This is a genomic window from Bradyrhizobium sp. USDA 327 (assembly GCF_041262065.1).
GTDB lineage: Bacteria > Pseudomonadota > Alphaproteobacteria > Rhizobiales > Xanthobacteraceae > Bradyrhizobium > Bradyrhizobium liaoningense.
In genome coordinates this window covers 2,305,779-2,319,986 of the sequence record NZ_JBGCCW010000001.1, presented here as the reverse complement: position 1 = coordinate 2,319,986, position 14,208 = coordinate 2,305,779, and the positions used below count along the sequence as shown (strand labels likewise).

The following is a 14,208-nucleotide window of genomic DNA, read 5'->3' as shown; positions in this document are numbered from 1 at the left end:
GACCATCGAGCTTGTTCATCGCCTGCCTTTGCCCGCGGTCGTCGCGATCCAGATCCCGGCAAACACCGCGACGATGCCCGCCGCCAGATTCCAGCGCAGCGGCTCGTTCAGCAGCCAGGCCCCGACCAGCGATGCCGTGATCGGATTGACCGTCACCGAGATCGCGACGCGCGTCGGCGTCGTCCGCTCCAGCGCGAAGGCCCAGAGATAGAAGGTCAGCGCTGCGCCGAAGGCACCCAAATAGAGGGTTCCCAGCCACTGGGGCATCCCGAAGCCCGCGACGGGCGCAAAACTGCCGCGGATAGACGAGAGCAGGATGAGGCAGGCCGCGCCGGCCGCCATGCTCATGGTCGTAAAGGCGATCGGACTGGAACGCCGGATCAGCGGCTTCGACCAGATGCCGTACAGCGCCATGCATAGCGCAGCCGCCATCATCAGGAGATCGCCGCGCCAGGCGCCGAACGGAGCTAAGGTCAGGTCGGACAGAAGCGCCACCGCAACCCCAAGGGTCGCGATCACGACACCGACCGATTTGCGCCAGGTCAGGGCTTCGGCGCCTAGCGCAGCCCCGATCACGAGCGACAACAAAGGAAGCGTCGACAGAGCCAGCGCGCCGCGCGCGGCGGTCGTGAAGATCAGCGACGCATTGAACAGGATCGGAAACAGCGCGAAGAACAGGATGCCGAGCGCGACGGCGGCAGCCCAGTCCCCTCGCTTCGGCCAGCGATCGCCGCGCAGCAGCGCCAGCGGCAGCAACAGGAGAAAGCCGATACTGAACCGGAACGAGCCGATCGCGAGCGGATCGATGCTCCCCACGAGATAGCGCGTGGCACCGATCGAGGTCCCGCCCAGCGCACTCGACAACACGGCGGCAAAAACGCCAAGAACCTCGCCCACGATTCCTCCCATGGCTTTCTGGCAGCATAGGAGACGCGCCGAAACGGGGAATGGAATTTCCGTCATGCCAGGATTAGGTTTCGTCATGACCGCGCCCGATCTTGACCCCGACCTTCTTGAGGGCCTTCCTCGCCGTTGCCGATCATCGGTCGTTCACGCGCGCGGCCGCGATCCTCAACCGCACCCAATCGGCGGTAAGCGTCCAGATCAGGCGCCTCGAAGAGCGGCTGAGCGTCAGGCTGTTTCACCGCACGAGGTCGGGCGTGGCACTGAGCGCGGCCGGTCACGAGCTGCTCGTCTATGCAAGGCGGCTTCTCGACCTCAATGCAGAAGCGGTCGATGCACTCCGCCCGCGCAAGCGCGATGCCGTGGTCCGCCTCGGCGTGATGGACGACTACGGCACGATCGTCATTCCGCCATTGCTGGCGCACTTTGCCAAAAGCCGTCCGGAGATCCGCGTCGAGATCGAGACGGGGTTGACGGCGACGATGCCGGCCCGGCTCGGCGAAGACTATGACCTCGTCATCGCCATGCATCCGGAAGGAAACGGCAATGGCGAGCTGCTGCGACGCGAGCAGGCCGTCTGGGCCGCAGCCGCGTCATATTCAGCCGGGGCGCAGCGCCCCACGCTGCCCGTCGCACTCTATCCGCCGGGCTGCCTGTTCCGGCAGTGGGCCGCCGACGCCCTCGATGCCGCAGGCAGACCCTGGCGGCTCGCCTTCGTCAGCCGGACACTTGCAGCGGTGGAGGCGATCGCGGCGCAGGGCCTCGCGATCACGGTCGTGAAGGCGGGCATTCTGCCCCCTCGCCTGCGCGTTTTGTCCGAGCGCGACGGCCTGCCGCCGCTGCCAGCGGCGGACATCCGCCTCCACCGCGCGCGCAACCTGTCGCGTCCGGCGGCACTGCTGGCAGATCATTTGCAGCGGGCAATTTCGGAATTGGGCGCCATATAGCGGTAGATCGTAAAGGGTTGTGGCCCTATACGGCTTGCTTTGCAAAGCGCGCGTGCGAACCGGGACGGACGAGCCGTGAACATCTCCTTCTATGATCTTTCCGTCTGGGTGCTGCCGCTGGTGCTCGCAATCACCTTTCATGAGGCCGCGCACGCCTTCGTCGCGGACCGGCTCGGGGACAATACGGCCTCGCAGCTCGGCCGCGTCAGCTTCAACCCGCTTCGGCATATCGACCCGTTCGGCACCCTGATTCTGCCCGCGATGCTGCTATTCGCGCATTCGCCATTCCTGTTCGGCTATGCCAAGCCGGTGCCGGTGAACTTCCGCAAGCTGAACAACCCCAGGCTCGACATGGTCTGGGTGGCGCTGGCCGGGCCCGTCACCAACATCCTGCTGGCGCTGGCCGCGGCCCTCGCCTTCCATGCCCTACCCCTGGTACCCGCGAGCTCGGCGAAATGGGTTGCGGACAACCTCAAGAACGCCCTCGTGATCAACGCGATCCTGGCCGTATTCAACATGATGCCGATCCCGCCGCTCGATGGCGGGCGCGTTGCGGTCGGGCTGTTGCCCCGCCCCCTCGCCACGCCGCTGGCGCGGCTCGAGCCGTTCGGTATGCTGATCCTGATCGGCCTGTTGATCCTGCTGCCGCTTGCGGGTTCGCAGTTCGGTCTAAATCTTGATGTTATTTCAGCAATACTGCGAACGTTGACCGGTTATGTGATTCAGGCTGTTCTGTTCCTGACCGGCAACGTTTAGTTGAACAGAACACTCCCACGCCGAAGGGCCAGAGGCCGACTTGGTCAAAGCTGCCGATATGCTGATCGCGCGACGCGCCGACACCCGTGCCCGCGCCGATTTTGCCACCTGGAACATGATGGCCAAGCTCAACGGGTCGTCCGCACTGCCACCGGAGGCCCAGGAGTTCCTCGCCAGCTACAAGAACCTGCTGACGCAGATGAGCGAGGACGAGGCCAGCGAAGCCACCATCGGCGCGATCTACAAGGCCTATTATGTCGAGATGGGCGGTGCTGGAACGCCGCCCGACGTCCGCGTCCGTCCGCCTGAAGCAGCGGCGGACAATGTTACCGCCTTCCGCCGGCCGGCGCCGAAACCGAAGAAGGCCGCCTCCTTCGGAGCGGCGGCATTCGCTGGAAGCCAGAAACGGCCGCTCCCGGTAGCGCTGATCTTTGCGTGCCTGGTCGTGGTCTATGTCGGGATCCGGCTCTACTGGCGCTGAGCCGTCTTTTTCTTCTTCGCGTCCGGCGGAGTGAAGATGATGTCGACCGTACGTTCGAACCGGTCTTCGGTCAGTCCGGCGGGCGGCTGCGGGATGGGATCGGACTTGCGGACGATCGACACCGCCGCCGCATCGTAGGCCGCATCCCCCGACGACTCCACGACATCCACCGACAGCACGTTGCCCTTCCGGTTGATGGCGAAGCTCACCTTGACCTTCTGGTTATTGGGCACTTTACCGTCCGGATTGACCTTGTGCAGCGCCAGATGCGCGCTGATCTTGCGGTTCCAATCAGCCGTCAGCTTCAGGATGTCCTTGCCGATACCGATGACGGGCGCCAGCGCCTTCTCGGCCTCGCGGGCATCCTCCTCGAGCGTCTGCCGCGCGGTCGCAACCGATTTCGGCGAGGCTTCGGCGGCCGGAGTCTCGACCGCCTGAATCTTCGGATCGTCCTCCGTCGGTTTCTTCGCGTTGTTCTCGGTCACGACGCGGTCGGGATCCTCGACCTCCTGCGACTGATCCTTTGGAAGCTCCGTCTCCTTGGTCTCGGCCTTCTGCTCGGGGAGCGCCTGCTGCTCCTGCATCGCTTCGCTGTCAGGCCCGGGCGGCAGATCGGTTTCGGGCGCCTTGGGCGATGCCATCTCCACGGCGAACTCTGCACCATTGGCACCAAGGCCGTCGCCGTCGTCGTCGGTGCGCAAATGGGCCAGCGCGAGCGCAGCACCACCCAGATGGAGCGCGAGCGCCGCCACTGCCGCCAAGATCCAGAGCCTCCGGGATGGTCTGAGTTCGTCCGACATGACGGGCCTCTAAGGCTGAGCGGCGCCTGGCGCAGGCACCCCCGGCGCGCCTTCCAGCGCGACCAGTTTCACCCGCGTATAGCCGCCTGAGCGCAAGAGCTCCATAACTCCCATCAATTCGCCATACGGCACCGAACGATCGGCGCGCAGGAACACATACTTATCCTTGCTCATGTCGGACAGGCCGTCGAGGGTCCCGATCAACTCGGCCCGGTGAACCGGGTTCTCTCCGATCGCGAGCGTCAGATCAGGCTTGATGCTCAGATAGGTCGGCTTGTCCGGCTTCTTCTGCGGCGTCGCGCTCGACGTCGGCAGATCGATCGGCAGGTCGACCGTGGAGAGCGGCGCTGCGACCATGAAGATGATCAGCAGCACCAGGATGACGTCGATGAACGGCGTGACGTTGATGTCATGCGTTTCCGAGAAATCGTCGTCTTCGCCGTCGTTGTCTGCGAGCGAAACGCCCATGGTTCACTCCGCTGCGCGTGAATGCACGCTGCCGTGGCTGCGGTCGAGATCGCGCGAGAGCAGCCGTCCCGCCGCGCCTGAGGCGCGGCTGACGAGCTCGAGATAGCCCTTCGTCACGCGCGAAAAATGATTGTAGATGATGACGGCGGGAATGGCGGCGACGAGGCCGATCGCGGTGGCGAGCAGCGCTTCGGCGATGCCGGGCGCGACCACGGCGAGGTTCGTGGTCTGCGACTTCGAGATTCCGATGAAGCTGTTCATGATGCCCCAGACCGTGCCGAACAGGCCGACGAAGGGCGAGGTCGAGCCGATGGTCGCAAGCACGCCCATGCCGATCCGGATGCGCCGCTGTTCCGCGCGCACGATCTCCGAAAAGCTGGAGGCCGCACGCTCCTTGATGCCGGCATCGCTGGACAAGCCGGCCGACATCCGCGCCTCACGCAGCGCCGCCGCCAGGAAGGACGGCAGGATGCCCTGCTTGGTGCCGAGGGCCATCTGCGCTTCGGCGAGCGAGCGCGCCTCCGCAATCTTCTTCAGTGCCGAACGAAGTTTCGTGGATGCGACCGACAGTTCGATCGATTTGGCAATGAAGACGGTCCAGGTCACCAGTGAGGCGAAGGCGAGCCCGATCATCACCGCCTTCACGATGACGTCCGCCGACATGAACATCACCCAGGGCGACAATTCCTTCATGGCCGGCGCGACGGCGGCCGCATCGGACTTTGCGGTCACCGAAGCGGCGGCCGCGGGAGGCGCCGCCGGAGCAGCGGGAGCGGTTGCCGTCGAAGCCGAAGGCGCCGGATCTGCAGGCGCGGTGGCTCCTGGTGCCACCGAGGTCGGGCCGGCCGGGGCCGGCTGAGCCACCGATTGCGCCGGTACCGGGGAGCTTTGTGTCTGGGCAGAAACGGGGGATGCGAGCCAGGCGGCCGCCAGCATCAAAGCTGCGGCAAGGCTTGCTTGGAAGGACATGGTCTTCATACTTCAGCCCAGTAGCGAATGAGGTTGTGATAGATACCCGTCAATTTGACCGTTTCGGGATCGTCACGCCCGAGCCGTTCCACCAGCGCCTGTATCGCGGTGTCGAGGTCAAAGATCATGCTCCGAGCTTGATCGTCCCGTATCATGCTCTGAAGCCAGAAGAAAGACGCAACCCGCGTTCCCCTGGTCACGGGGGTGACCAGATGGAGGCTGGTCGAGGGATAGAGCACGCAGTCCCCGGCTGGCAACTTGACCTCGTGTGAACCATAGGTGTCCTCGATCACAAGTTCGCCACCATCGTATTCCTCCGGTTCGGCGAGGAACAGCGTGACCGACAGGTCGGTGCGGATGCGAAGGCCGGTCAGGCGATCGCCGCGGATCGCATTGTCGACGTGCAGGCCGAAATGATGGCCGCTGCTCGCCGCATAGCGGTTGAACAGCGGCGGAAAGATCTGCAGCGGGATCGCCGCCGCGATGAAGCGCGGGTTCGAGGTCAGCGCCGAGATGATGCGGTTGCCGAGCTTGCGCGCGACCTCGCTGTCCGGCGGCAATTGCTCGTTGCGCTTGACCATCGCCGACTGCGCGCCGGCGGTGGAGCGACCGTCCTCCCAGTGGCTGACGTCCATGATGCGGCGGAAATCCGCCACATCATCCTTGCTGAGAACGCCAGGCAGGCACGTCAACATGATCAGAACTTCGCTGTCGTCACGACGTAGAACGCCCGTCCCGGCGCAACCGCCACGAAAGGCACTGCGCTGCGATAGAGCGTATCGTAGTACAGCTTGTTGGTGAGGTTCTGGGCGTAGAGCTTCATGGTCCAGTTCTGGTCGATCTTCTTCTCGACGAACGCGTCGAAGCGCCAGTAGCTCGGCAGCTCGTTGCCGGTGTTGGCCGCGAACGTGCCGCCATAGACCTTCGAGCGGTACACCGCCTGGCCGCCAAGCTCCCAGCCGCCATCGAACTTGTACTTGGTCAGCATGCTGAACGACTGGTGGGCAATATTGGCGAGCTGCAGCCCGAGATTCGAGGCAACGCCACTCTGCGTGACCTTCGACTGCATCAGCACCAGGCCGCCAAAAATGCTCCAACGGTCGGTGATCTTGCCTTCGGCCTCAATGTCGATGCCCTGGATCCTGTAGGCAGCGCCCGAGGTCAGCAGGCCGTTGACGGTCTCGCGCGCGTTGTCCTTTGTCGTCTGGAACAGCGCGGCGCTGACGAGCAGGTGCCGATCCGCCAGCTCCCATTTGGTGCCGAGTTCCGCCGCCTTGTTGCGCTCAGGCCCGAGCAGAATGGTCGAGTTGGCGGGAACGCCGCCGTAGTCAGTGCCGGTGGCGTCGAGCTCCGAACCGAATGGATTGGCCGAGGTGGCATAAGCCGCATAAACGCTGCCGATCGACACCGGCTTGTAGACCACGCCGACGTTGTAGTTGACGAGATCGGCGCTTTGCTTGAGGTAGGCCGTATTGGTGGACGAGCTCTGGCTATAGCCGTCGTAGCGGACGCCGCCATTGACGATCACCGTGTCCTGCCAGTTCGCGGTATCCATCACGTACACGCTGCTGGTGTTGACGCCGTAACGCGTCGGGTTTCCAACCAGCGAGGGCGTGTTGCTGAAGGGAATGTTGGTGTACTGCGGAGAGTACAGATTGACTCCCGTGACGGCCCCGTTGCTCGTCGAACCGCCGCCGAACAGTTCCGACGAGAGGCCGGTGTAGCGGTCGATCGAGATGTTCTCGTTCGAATATTCGACGCCGAACACCGCGGTGTGCTTGACCCCGCCGGTGTCGAGCTTGAACGTGGCCTCGTTCTGGTTGGCCCACACGTCCACGTTCTGGTAGCGGCTCTGCGCGCTCGCCGTCGTGGTCCAGAGCAGCGGATTGGAACTGGTCGTGTTCGGGTTCTGCGGCAGCGTGCCGATGTAGTTGAGCAGCGAGTGCTCACCGCGGACCTTGCTGGTCAGAGTGATGGCCTCGTTGACCTTGTACTCGATCGTGCCGGTGCCGAAATCCTGCCGCGCGGTCTGGAAGTCGCGGTTGAGGAAGCCGTACCAGTTTTCACGCGGAATGCCCGCCGAGGTCACCGGCACGTTGCCCTGCTTGTAATAGGGCACGCCGAAATCGGGATAGCCGCTGAGATCGGTATGGGCGTAGTTCGTCGTGATCTTGATGTCGTTGGTCGGGGTGTACTTGGTCGAGATGAAGCTGCCCCAGCGATTGTCGGTGACGTAGTTGCGCCCGGCGACGTTGGCGTCCTGGAACAGGCCACCCGTGCGCACCGAGAAGGTCGGATCGATGACCTGGTTCACGTCGAGCGTGACGCGCTTGGTCATGTCGGTACCGAACTCGGTGCCCATGCGCTTGAAGTTGACGTCGCCCGCCTGCTTGGTGACGATGTTGATGGCACCGCCGGCGGTGCCTCGGCCGGCATAGGAGGACGCCGGGCCGCGCAGAATCTCGATCTGCTCGGTGAAGAAGTTCTCGCGGATGGAAACGGCGGGATCGCGGATGCCGTCGATGAAGACGTCGTTGCGCGCGTCGAAGCCGCGGATGAAGAAGCGGTCGCCGAACGCGTTGCCGCCCTCGCCCGAGCCGAGCGTCACGCCCGCGGTCGAGCGTCCGATCTCCTTCAGCGTCGTGGCGTTCTTGTCCTCGAGAACTTCCTTGCTGAGCACCGTGATGGTCTTGGGCGTATTCAGCATCTTCTCGGGAAACTTGCCCGAGGCCTGCACGTGATCGACTTTGTAGGGCGCCTCCGGATCGGCATAGGGATTGGCGTCGGCGGGGCCTGACGGTGTAACGGGGGCCGTCTGCTGCGCCTGCTGCCGCTGCGCGGCGCGGCGAAGCGCGTTGCGGGCACGGACCTGCTCAGGCGAGGGCTTCGAGGCAGTCGGACGCGGACGCTCGACCGGAGCATCGACCGTCACCGGCGGCAGATTCGACTGCTGCGCTTGCGCGCCGCCCGACACCGACGCCACCGCGATCAAGCTTGCAACCGCCGAAACCTTCTTGCCAGAAACGCCCGCGAACCTCTCATCCACCGGATCGAATGCTGCGACCGAACGCAACGACTTCGGTGCGACCACCTGCCCCATTACCAAACGCCCCATCTTCCTGTTCGCTCATTCACTTCGACGAACGATGGCTGTTGGTATCGGCCACAAAATAGCGGGTCAATGCGAGGCGCTCGCGAGAACCCTTGAATCAATCCAGATCAAAACGATTCTAAACTGCGGTTTGAAATCGTTCCAAGACGAGATTGGACTCGTTCTAAAGACAGCGCAGATGGACGTTCGTTCTCAGTCGCTGCTCGGCGGCTTCATCAGCGAGAACAATTCGTCGACCGTCTTCTGCGCGACGGCGCGCACGCGATCGGTGTTGTCCATGCCGGCGATGTTGACGCCGTTCACGACAGCTTTGATCTCGTCGCGAAAGTCGGTGAGGAAGCGCAAGGGATCGCGCTGCTCGTTGGCGACACGCGCGATCAATCCCGTGATCAGAATCTGACACGCGATCAGCTTGCCGTTCAACTCGTCCATCCTGCGCTCCATTCATGGCGGCGCCGATATGAACGATGCCGAAATCCCTGACAACCGAAACGGCCTCCCCGCGATTTAGAACCGTTCTCGTGACTGATCCGAACCAGGACTCAGCGCGGCGCCATCCGGCCTGAGCACACCGCTATCGGAGCTGCGCAAGAGGGGGCACGCCGATCGGTCGCGCCCGGAAAAATGCAGCCCTGCACAGCGCGGCGCCAGAGCACTGCCCAGGGGGTGCAAAGCTTTCCAATTGTTTAGGTTTCCGAACCGATAGTGCTGTTTACACTGGAACTTGGCGTGTATTATACAAACCCGCTGGAACCGTATGATTGCCCCATAATTCGTAAGCGTAGGGCACAAGAGCCGACACGAGACGATATGAAAAAGTCCCGGCCGATCCTCTGGATTTTGATCGTCGCGGCCGTGGCCTCCGCAGGTTACTATGGATGGCAGAGGTTCGGCTCGGCCGGACAGACCCAGACAGCCCAGAAAGCGTCGCCCCGCCCGTCCGCTATTCCCGTCAGCGTCGCGCCGGTCCAGAAGACCGATTTCCCGGTCTACCTGACCGGTCTCGGCACGGTTCAGGGCTTCAACACCGTCCAGGTCCGCAGCCGGGTGGATGGTCAGATAAACAAGCTCGCCTTCCGCGAAGGCCAGATCGTCCAGCAGGGCGACCTTCTGGTCTCGATCGATCCCCGGCCCTATCAAGCCGCGCTTGACCAAGCCAAGGCCAAGAAGGCGCAGGACGAGGCAAACCTCGCCAACGCTAATCTAGAGCTCCAGCGCGCCGTGAAGCTCGGCGAATTCGCAACAACACAGCGGGTGGATACCCAGCGCTCCACGGTCGCCCAGCTCACCGCGCAGATCGCCGCCGACGAAGCCGCGATCGCCAACGCCCAGACCCAGCTCGACTACACGCAGATCAAGGCGCCGATCACCGGGGTCGCGGGGCTCCGTCAGGTCGACGTCGGCAATATCGTCAACGCCTCGACCCAGACGGGCATCGTCACGATCTCGCAGGTCGAACCGATCGCCGTGATCTTCACCGCACCGGAAGACCAGCTCCCCTATATCAGCGAAGGCCAGAAGGACGGCGCGCTGAAGGTGATCGCCTTCACGACCGACGGCAAGAAGACGCTGGCCGAGGGCAAGCTCGCGGTCATCAACAACCAGGTCGACACGACCAGCGGAACGATCCGTCTCAAGGCGGTGTTCGACAACAAGGACCACGCGCTGTGGCCGGGCCAGTCGGTTTCGACGCGGCTCCTGGTGCGGACGCTGAAGGATGCGACCGTTGTTCCTGATGATGCGGTCCAGCACTCCACCAACGGCCTCTACGCCTATACGGTCAATCAGGACAACAAGGCCGAGGTTCACAAGGTCAAGGTCAGCTATGGCATCGACGGACGTTCGGTCATCGAGGAAGGCTTGAGCCCGGGCCAGCAGGTGATCGTCGGCGGTCAGTTCAAGGTCCAGCCCGGAAGCCTCGTGTCGACGGCGGTGGCAAGCTCCGATCCGGCCCAGAGCAAGGTACGACAGGAATGACCGAAGGCGGGATTTCGGCACCTTTCATCCGTTATCCCATCGGCACCTCGCTGCTGATGGCCGGCATTCTCTTCGTCGGTCTCGTCGCCTATCCGCTGCTTCCGGTTGCGCCCCTGCCGCAGGTGGACTTTCCGACCATCCAGATCACCGCCAACCTGCCTGGCGGCAGCCCCGAGACGATGGCCTCCTCGGTGGCGCAGCCGCTGGAGAGGCAGTTCGCCCAGATCCCCGGCATCGCTCAGATGACCTCGACGAGCTATCTGGGCACGGCGTCGATCACCATCCAGTTCGACCTCAACCGCAACATCGACGGCGCCGCGAATGACGTGCAGGGCGCCATTAACGCTGCCAGCGGCCAGTTGCCCAAAAACCTGCCTTCGCCACCGACCTACCGCAAGGTCAACCCGGCCGACGCGCCGATCCTGTTATTGTCGGCGACATCAGAGACGCTGCCGCTGACCAGCGTCAGCGACGCAGTCGACGCCCAGCTTGCTCAGCAGATCAGCCAGCTGTCGGGCGTCGCCCAGGTCTTCATCGGCGGCCAGCAGAAACCCTCGATCCGCATCCAGGTCGACCCGGCTAAGCTCGTCGCCAAGGGCCTGTCGCTGGAGGACGTGCGCAGCCAGATTGCGATCACCACGGTCGACAGCCCCAAGGGCAACATCGACGGCGAAAAACGCGCCTACACGATCTACGCCAACGACCAGCTCACCCAGTCGAAGGACTGGAACGACGTCATCATCGCCTATCGCAACGGCGGTCCGTTGCGAATTCGCGACATCGGCCGAGCGGTCAGCGCCGCTGAAGACGCCAAGCAGGCGGCCTGGGCCAATGGCAAGCGTGGCGTCTTCCTGGTGATCTTCAAGCAGCCGGGCGCCAACGTCATCGAGACCGTGGACCGGATCAAGGCGACCCTGCCGCGCCTCGTTGCAGCGATCCCGCCCGCGATCAAGATCGAGCTCATCAGCGACAGAACCACCACCATCCGCGCCGCGGTCGAGGACGTCCAATTCACGCTGCTGCTGACCATCGCGCTCGTGGTCATGGTGATCTTCATTTTTCTGCGCAGCTTCTGGGCGACGGTCATTCCTACCGTCACGGTTCCGCTGGCGCTGCTGGGCGCGTGCGCCCTGATGTGGCCGGCCGGCTATTCGCTCGACAATCTGTCACTGATGGCACTCACCATTGCGGTCGGTTTCGTGGTCGACGACGCCATCGTGATGCTCGAGAACATCACCCGCTACATCGAGGAAGGCGACTCGCCGATGGAGGCCGCCTTCAAGGGCTCCAAGGAAATCGGCTTCACCATCGTCTCGATCAGCATCTCGCTGGTCGCGGTGCTGATCCCGCTGCTCCTGATGGGCGGCATCATCGGGCGCCTGTTCCGCGAATTCGCCGTGGTGCTGGCGATGACCATCTTCGTTTCGATGTTCGTGTCGCTGACCCTGACGCCGATGATGGCCTCGCGCTTCCTGCGCGCCCATGGCGAGGTGCAGCACGGCCGCTTCTATCAATGGAGCGAGCGCGCCTTCGACGCGATGCTGCGCGGCTACGAATATGTGCTCGATCACGCCCTCGCCTGGCGGCGCACCACGCTTGCGATTTTCTTCGTCACGCTCGGACTGTCGATCTACCTGTTCGTCCTGATCCCGAAGGGCTTCTTCCCGCAGCAGGACGTCGGCCTGATCACCGCCACTTCGGAAGCCTCGCAGGACATTTCGTTCAAGGAGATGACCCGGCGCCAGGAGGAGCTCGGCAAGATCATCATGGCCGATCCCGACGTTGCCAGCGTTGCCATGTCGATCGGCGGCAGCGGCCGCGCCGGCAACAACGGCAACCTGTTCATCACGCTGAAACCTCGCGATCAGCGCGAGGCCTCAGCTCAGCAGATCATCGCGCGGCTGCGTCCGCAGTTCGACAAGGTCGAGGGCGCCCGGCTTTACATGCAGGCGGCCCAGGACGTGCGGCTCGGCGGCCGGCCGACGCGCACGCAGTTCGAATTCACGCTGCAGGACGCCAATCTTGACGAGCTCAACGAATGGGCGCCCAAGATCCTCGCCAAAATGCAGACCCTGCCGGAGCTGCGCGACGTCGCGACCGACCAGCAGACGCAGGGCACAACGGTGCAGCTCAAGATCAACCGCGACACCGCCGCCCGCTACGGCATCCAGCCGCAGCTGATCGACGACACGCTCTATGACGCCTTCGGACAGCGGCAAGTCACGCAGTATTTCACCCAGCTCAACACCTACAAGGTCATTCTCGAAATCCTCCCGGAGATGCAGGGCAATCTCGACAGCTTGAACAAGCTCTATCTGAAATCGCCGTTGACCGGCGACCAGGTGCCGCTGTCGACCTTTGCAACCTGGACCACCGACCCGGTCCGCCCGCTCTCGATCAGCCATCAAGGCCAGTTCCCATCGATCACGATCAGCTTCAACCTGGCGCAAGGCGTGGCGCTCGGCCAGGCCACGGAGGCGGTGCAGCGGGCAATGGCCGATCTCGGCGCACCGCCGACGCTGAACTCCAGCTTCCAGGGCACCGCGCAGGCGTTCCAGCAGTCGCTCGGCACCGTGCCGCTCTTGATCCTCGCCGCCCTCGTCGTGGTCTACCTGATCCTCGGCATTCTCTACGAGAGCTACATCCACCCGATCACGATCCTGTCGACGCTGCCCTCGGCCGGCGTCGGCGCGCTCGCAATCCTGATGGCGGCGGGTTTCGACTTCAGCCTGATCGCGCTGATCGGCATCATCCTGCTGATCGGCATCGTGAAGAAGAACGGCATCATGATGGTCGATTTCGCGATCGCCGCCGAGCGCGACGAGCACAAGACGCCGGAGGAATCGATCCGCCAGGCCGCGTTGTTGCGTTTCCGCCCGATCATGATGACGACGATGGCCGCGCTTCTGGGCGGCGTGCCCTTGATGCTCGGTCACGGCACCGGCGCCGAGATCCGTCAGCCGCTCGGTTACGCCATGGTCGGCGGCCTGATCGTCAGCCAGGCGCTGACGCTGTTCACTACGCCGGTGGTTTATCTCTATCTCGACAAGCTCAACAACTGGTTCGCCACCTGGGGCCGTTCGGGCGACGGCGAAGGCGAAGGCGACGAGGCCCCCGAGCACGGCAGCGTCAAGGAAGCCGCCGAGTAAGCTTGCGCTGCGGCTTCCGCGACGCTACAGCGAGGCCCCGTTTCACGCCAACGCGGTTTCGCCATGCTCTTGCAATCCAGACTTGTCGCCCTTGCCGCAGCTGTCTTGTCGTCAATTGGCGCCGCGCATGCCCAGCAGGGCGCCAAGAGGAACACCGCGCCCCCTGCCCCGGCCACACAGCCCGCGCCCGCCCCGACGCAATCACAGGCGGACGGCACTCCTGGGCAGTCCGGCTGGATCGTCCGCTGCAGCAGCGCCGGCCGCGATGCGCCGCTCGAATGCGCGATGGAGCAGAACGCGGTGCTGACCAAGACCGGCCAGACCGTGCTCCTGATCAACATCCGCATCGCGCCCGACACCCGCACGCCGGTGGCGCTGCTGCAATTGCCGCTTGGCCTCAACCTTCCCATCGGCGCCAAGCTCCAGGTCGACGAGGGCAAGACGGTCGATCTCCAGATCCAGACCTGCGAGAACCGCGGCTGCTACGCCTCGACCCCGGTCGCGCCGGACCTGCTCGCCACTTTGCGGTCGGGCAAGCAACTGAAGGTCTCCTTCCAGAACATGGCCAAGGAGACGATCGCGATCCCGATGCCGCTTGGCGATTTTGCGGCGGCCTACGACAAGATCAAGTAACGGGCTTTTTCCG

General features: G+C 63.9%; 13 protein-coding genes. 6 read left to right on the top strand and 7 right to left on the bottom strand.

Annotated features, from left to right (window positions below):
- Window positions 1–15: 15 nt before the first annotated feature.
- Window positions 16–897 (bottom strand): DMT family transporter, encoded by an 882-nt coding sequence (locus tag ABIA42_RS10460; protein ID WP_370113802.1) that lies wholly within the window; start codon window positions 895–897, stop codon window positions 16–18.
- A 101-nt stretch (window positions 898–998) separates the two neighbouring features.
- Here ABIA42_RS10460 and ABIA42_RS10455 point away from each other — a divergent pair, with 101 nt between their 5' ends.
- The 3 genes from ABIA42_RS10455 (at window position 999) to ABIA42_RS10445 (ending at window position 3,087) form a co-directional block, all read left to right on the top strand.
- A complete protein-coding gene (locus ABIA42_RS10455; RefSeq protein ID WP_370157134.1) occupies window positions 999–1,850 on the top strand; it encodes a LysR substrate-binding domain-containing protein in 852 nt (283 codons plus the stop codon).
- A 75-nt stretch (window positions 1,851–1,925) separates the two neighbouring features.
- Window positions 1,926–2,606, top strand: a complete 681-nt coding sequence (locus tag ABIA42_RS10450) for a site-2 protease family protein (RefSeq protein ID WP_271529045.1) — start codon at window positions 1,926–1,928, stop codon at window positions 2,604–2,606.
- A gap of 58 nt (window positions 2,607–2,664) precedes the next feature.
- On the top strand, window positions 2,665–3,087 hold the full coding sequence (locus ABIA42_RS10445) for a hypothetical protein (RefSeq protein ID WP_370123556.1): 423 nt from the start codon (window positions 2,665–2,667) through the stop codon (window positions 3,085–3,087).
- Here the strand turns inward: ABIA42_RS10445 and ABIA42_RS10440 are convergent.
- From ABIA42_RS10440 to ABIA42_RS10415, 6 genes are all read right to left on the bottom strand, one after another.
- Window positions 3,075–3,887: an energy transducer TonB gene (locus tag ABIA42_RS10440; RefSeq protein WP_370113804.1), complete on the bottom strand. Its 813-nt coding sequence runs from the start codon at window positions 3,885–3,887 to the stop codon at window positions 3,075–3,077. The two genes, ABIA42_RS10445 and ABIA42_RS10440, sit on opposite strands and share 13 nt — an antisense overlap.
- A 9-nt stretch (window positions 3,888–3,896) precedes the next feature.
- The gene (exbD, locus tag ABIA42_RS10435) at window positions 3,897–4,355 is read right to left on the bottom strand and encodes a TonB system transport protein ExbD (protein WP_271529047.1); all 459 of its coding nucleotides are present in this window, start codon (window positions 4,353–4,355) and stop codon (window positions 3,897–3,899) included.
- 3 nt (window positions 4,356–4,358) lie between these two features.
- On the bottom strand, window positions 4,359–5,333 hold the full coding sequence (exbB, locus tag ABIA42_RS10430) for a tonB-system energizer ExbB (protein ID WP_271529048.1): 975 nt from the start codon (window positions 5,331–5,333) through the stop codon (window positions 4,359–4,361).
- The gene (locus tag ABIA42_RS10425) at window positions 5,330–6,019 is read right to left on the bottom strand and encodes a Fe2+-dependent dioxygenase (protein ID WP_271529049.1); all 690 of its coding nucleotides are present in this window, start codon (window positions 6,017–6,019) and stop codon (window positions 5,330–5,332) included. The genes exbB and ABIA42_RS10425 overlap by 4 nt, the downstream gene beginning before the upstream one ends.
- A gap of 2 nt (window positions 6,020–6,021) precedes the next feature.
- Window positions 6,022–8,424 (bottom strand): TonB-dependent receptor, encoded by a 2,403-nt coding sequence (locus ABIA42_RS10420; RefSeq protein WP_370123559.1) that lies wholly within the window; start codon window positions 8,422–8,424, stop codon window positions 6,022–6,024.
- A 204-nt stretch (window positions 8,425–8,628) separates the two neighbouring features.
- The gene (locus tag ABIA42_RS10415; RefSeq protein ID WP_025035676.1) at window positions 8,629–8,868 is read right to left on the bottom strand and encodes a hypothetical protein; all 240 of its coding nucleotides are present in this window, start codon (window positions 8,866–8,868) and stop codon (window positions 8,629–8,631) included.
- 378 nt (window positions 8,869–9,246) lie between these two features.
- Here ABIA42_RS10415 and ABIA42_RS10410 point away from each other — a divergent pair, with 378 nt between their 5' ends.
- The 3 genes from ABIA42_RS10410 to ABIA42_RS10400 all read left to right on the top strand — a co-directional run bounded on the left by ABIA42_RS10410 (window position 9,247) and on the right by ABIA42_RS10400 (window position 14,195).
- Window positions 9,247–10,413 carry an efflux RND transporter periplasmic adaptor subunit gene (locus tag ABIA42_RS10410; RefSeq protein ID WP_271529050.1) on the top strand — a complete coding sequence of 389 codons (1,167 nt, stop codon included), beginning with the start codon at window positions 9,247–9,249 and terminating at the stop codon, window positions 10,411–10,413.
- Window positions 10,410–13,562 (top strand): multidrug efflux RND transporter permease subunit, encoded by a 3,153-nt coding sequence (locus tag ABIA42_RS10405; RefSeq protein ID WP_271529051.1) that lies wholly within the window; start codon window positions 10,410–10,412, stop codon window positions 13,560–13,562. Before ABIA42_RS10410 ends, ABIA42_RS10405 begins: the two co-directional genes overlap by 4 nt.
- A 63-nt stretch (window positions 13,563–13,625) precedes the next feature.
- Window positions 13,626–14,195, top strand: a complete 570-nt coding sequence (locus ABIA42_RS10400) for an invasion associated locus B family protein (RefSeq protein ID WP_271529052.1) — start codon at window positions 13,626–13,628, stop codon at window positions 14,193–14,195.
- The last annotated feature ends 13 nt before the right edge of the window (window positions 14,196–14,208 follow it).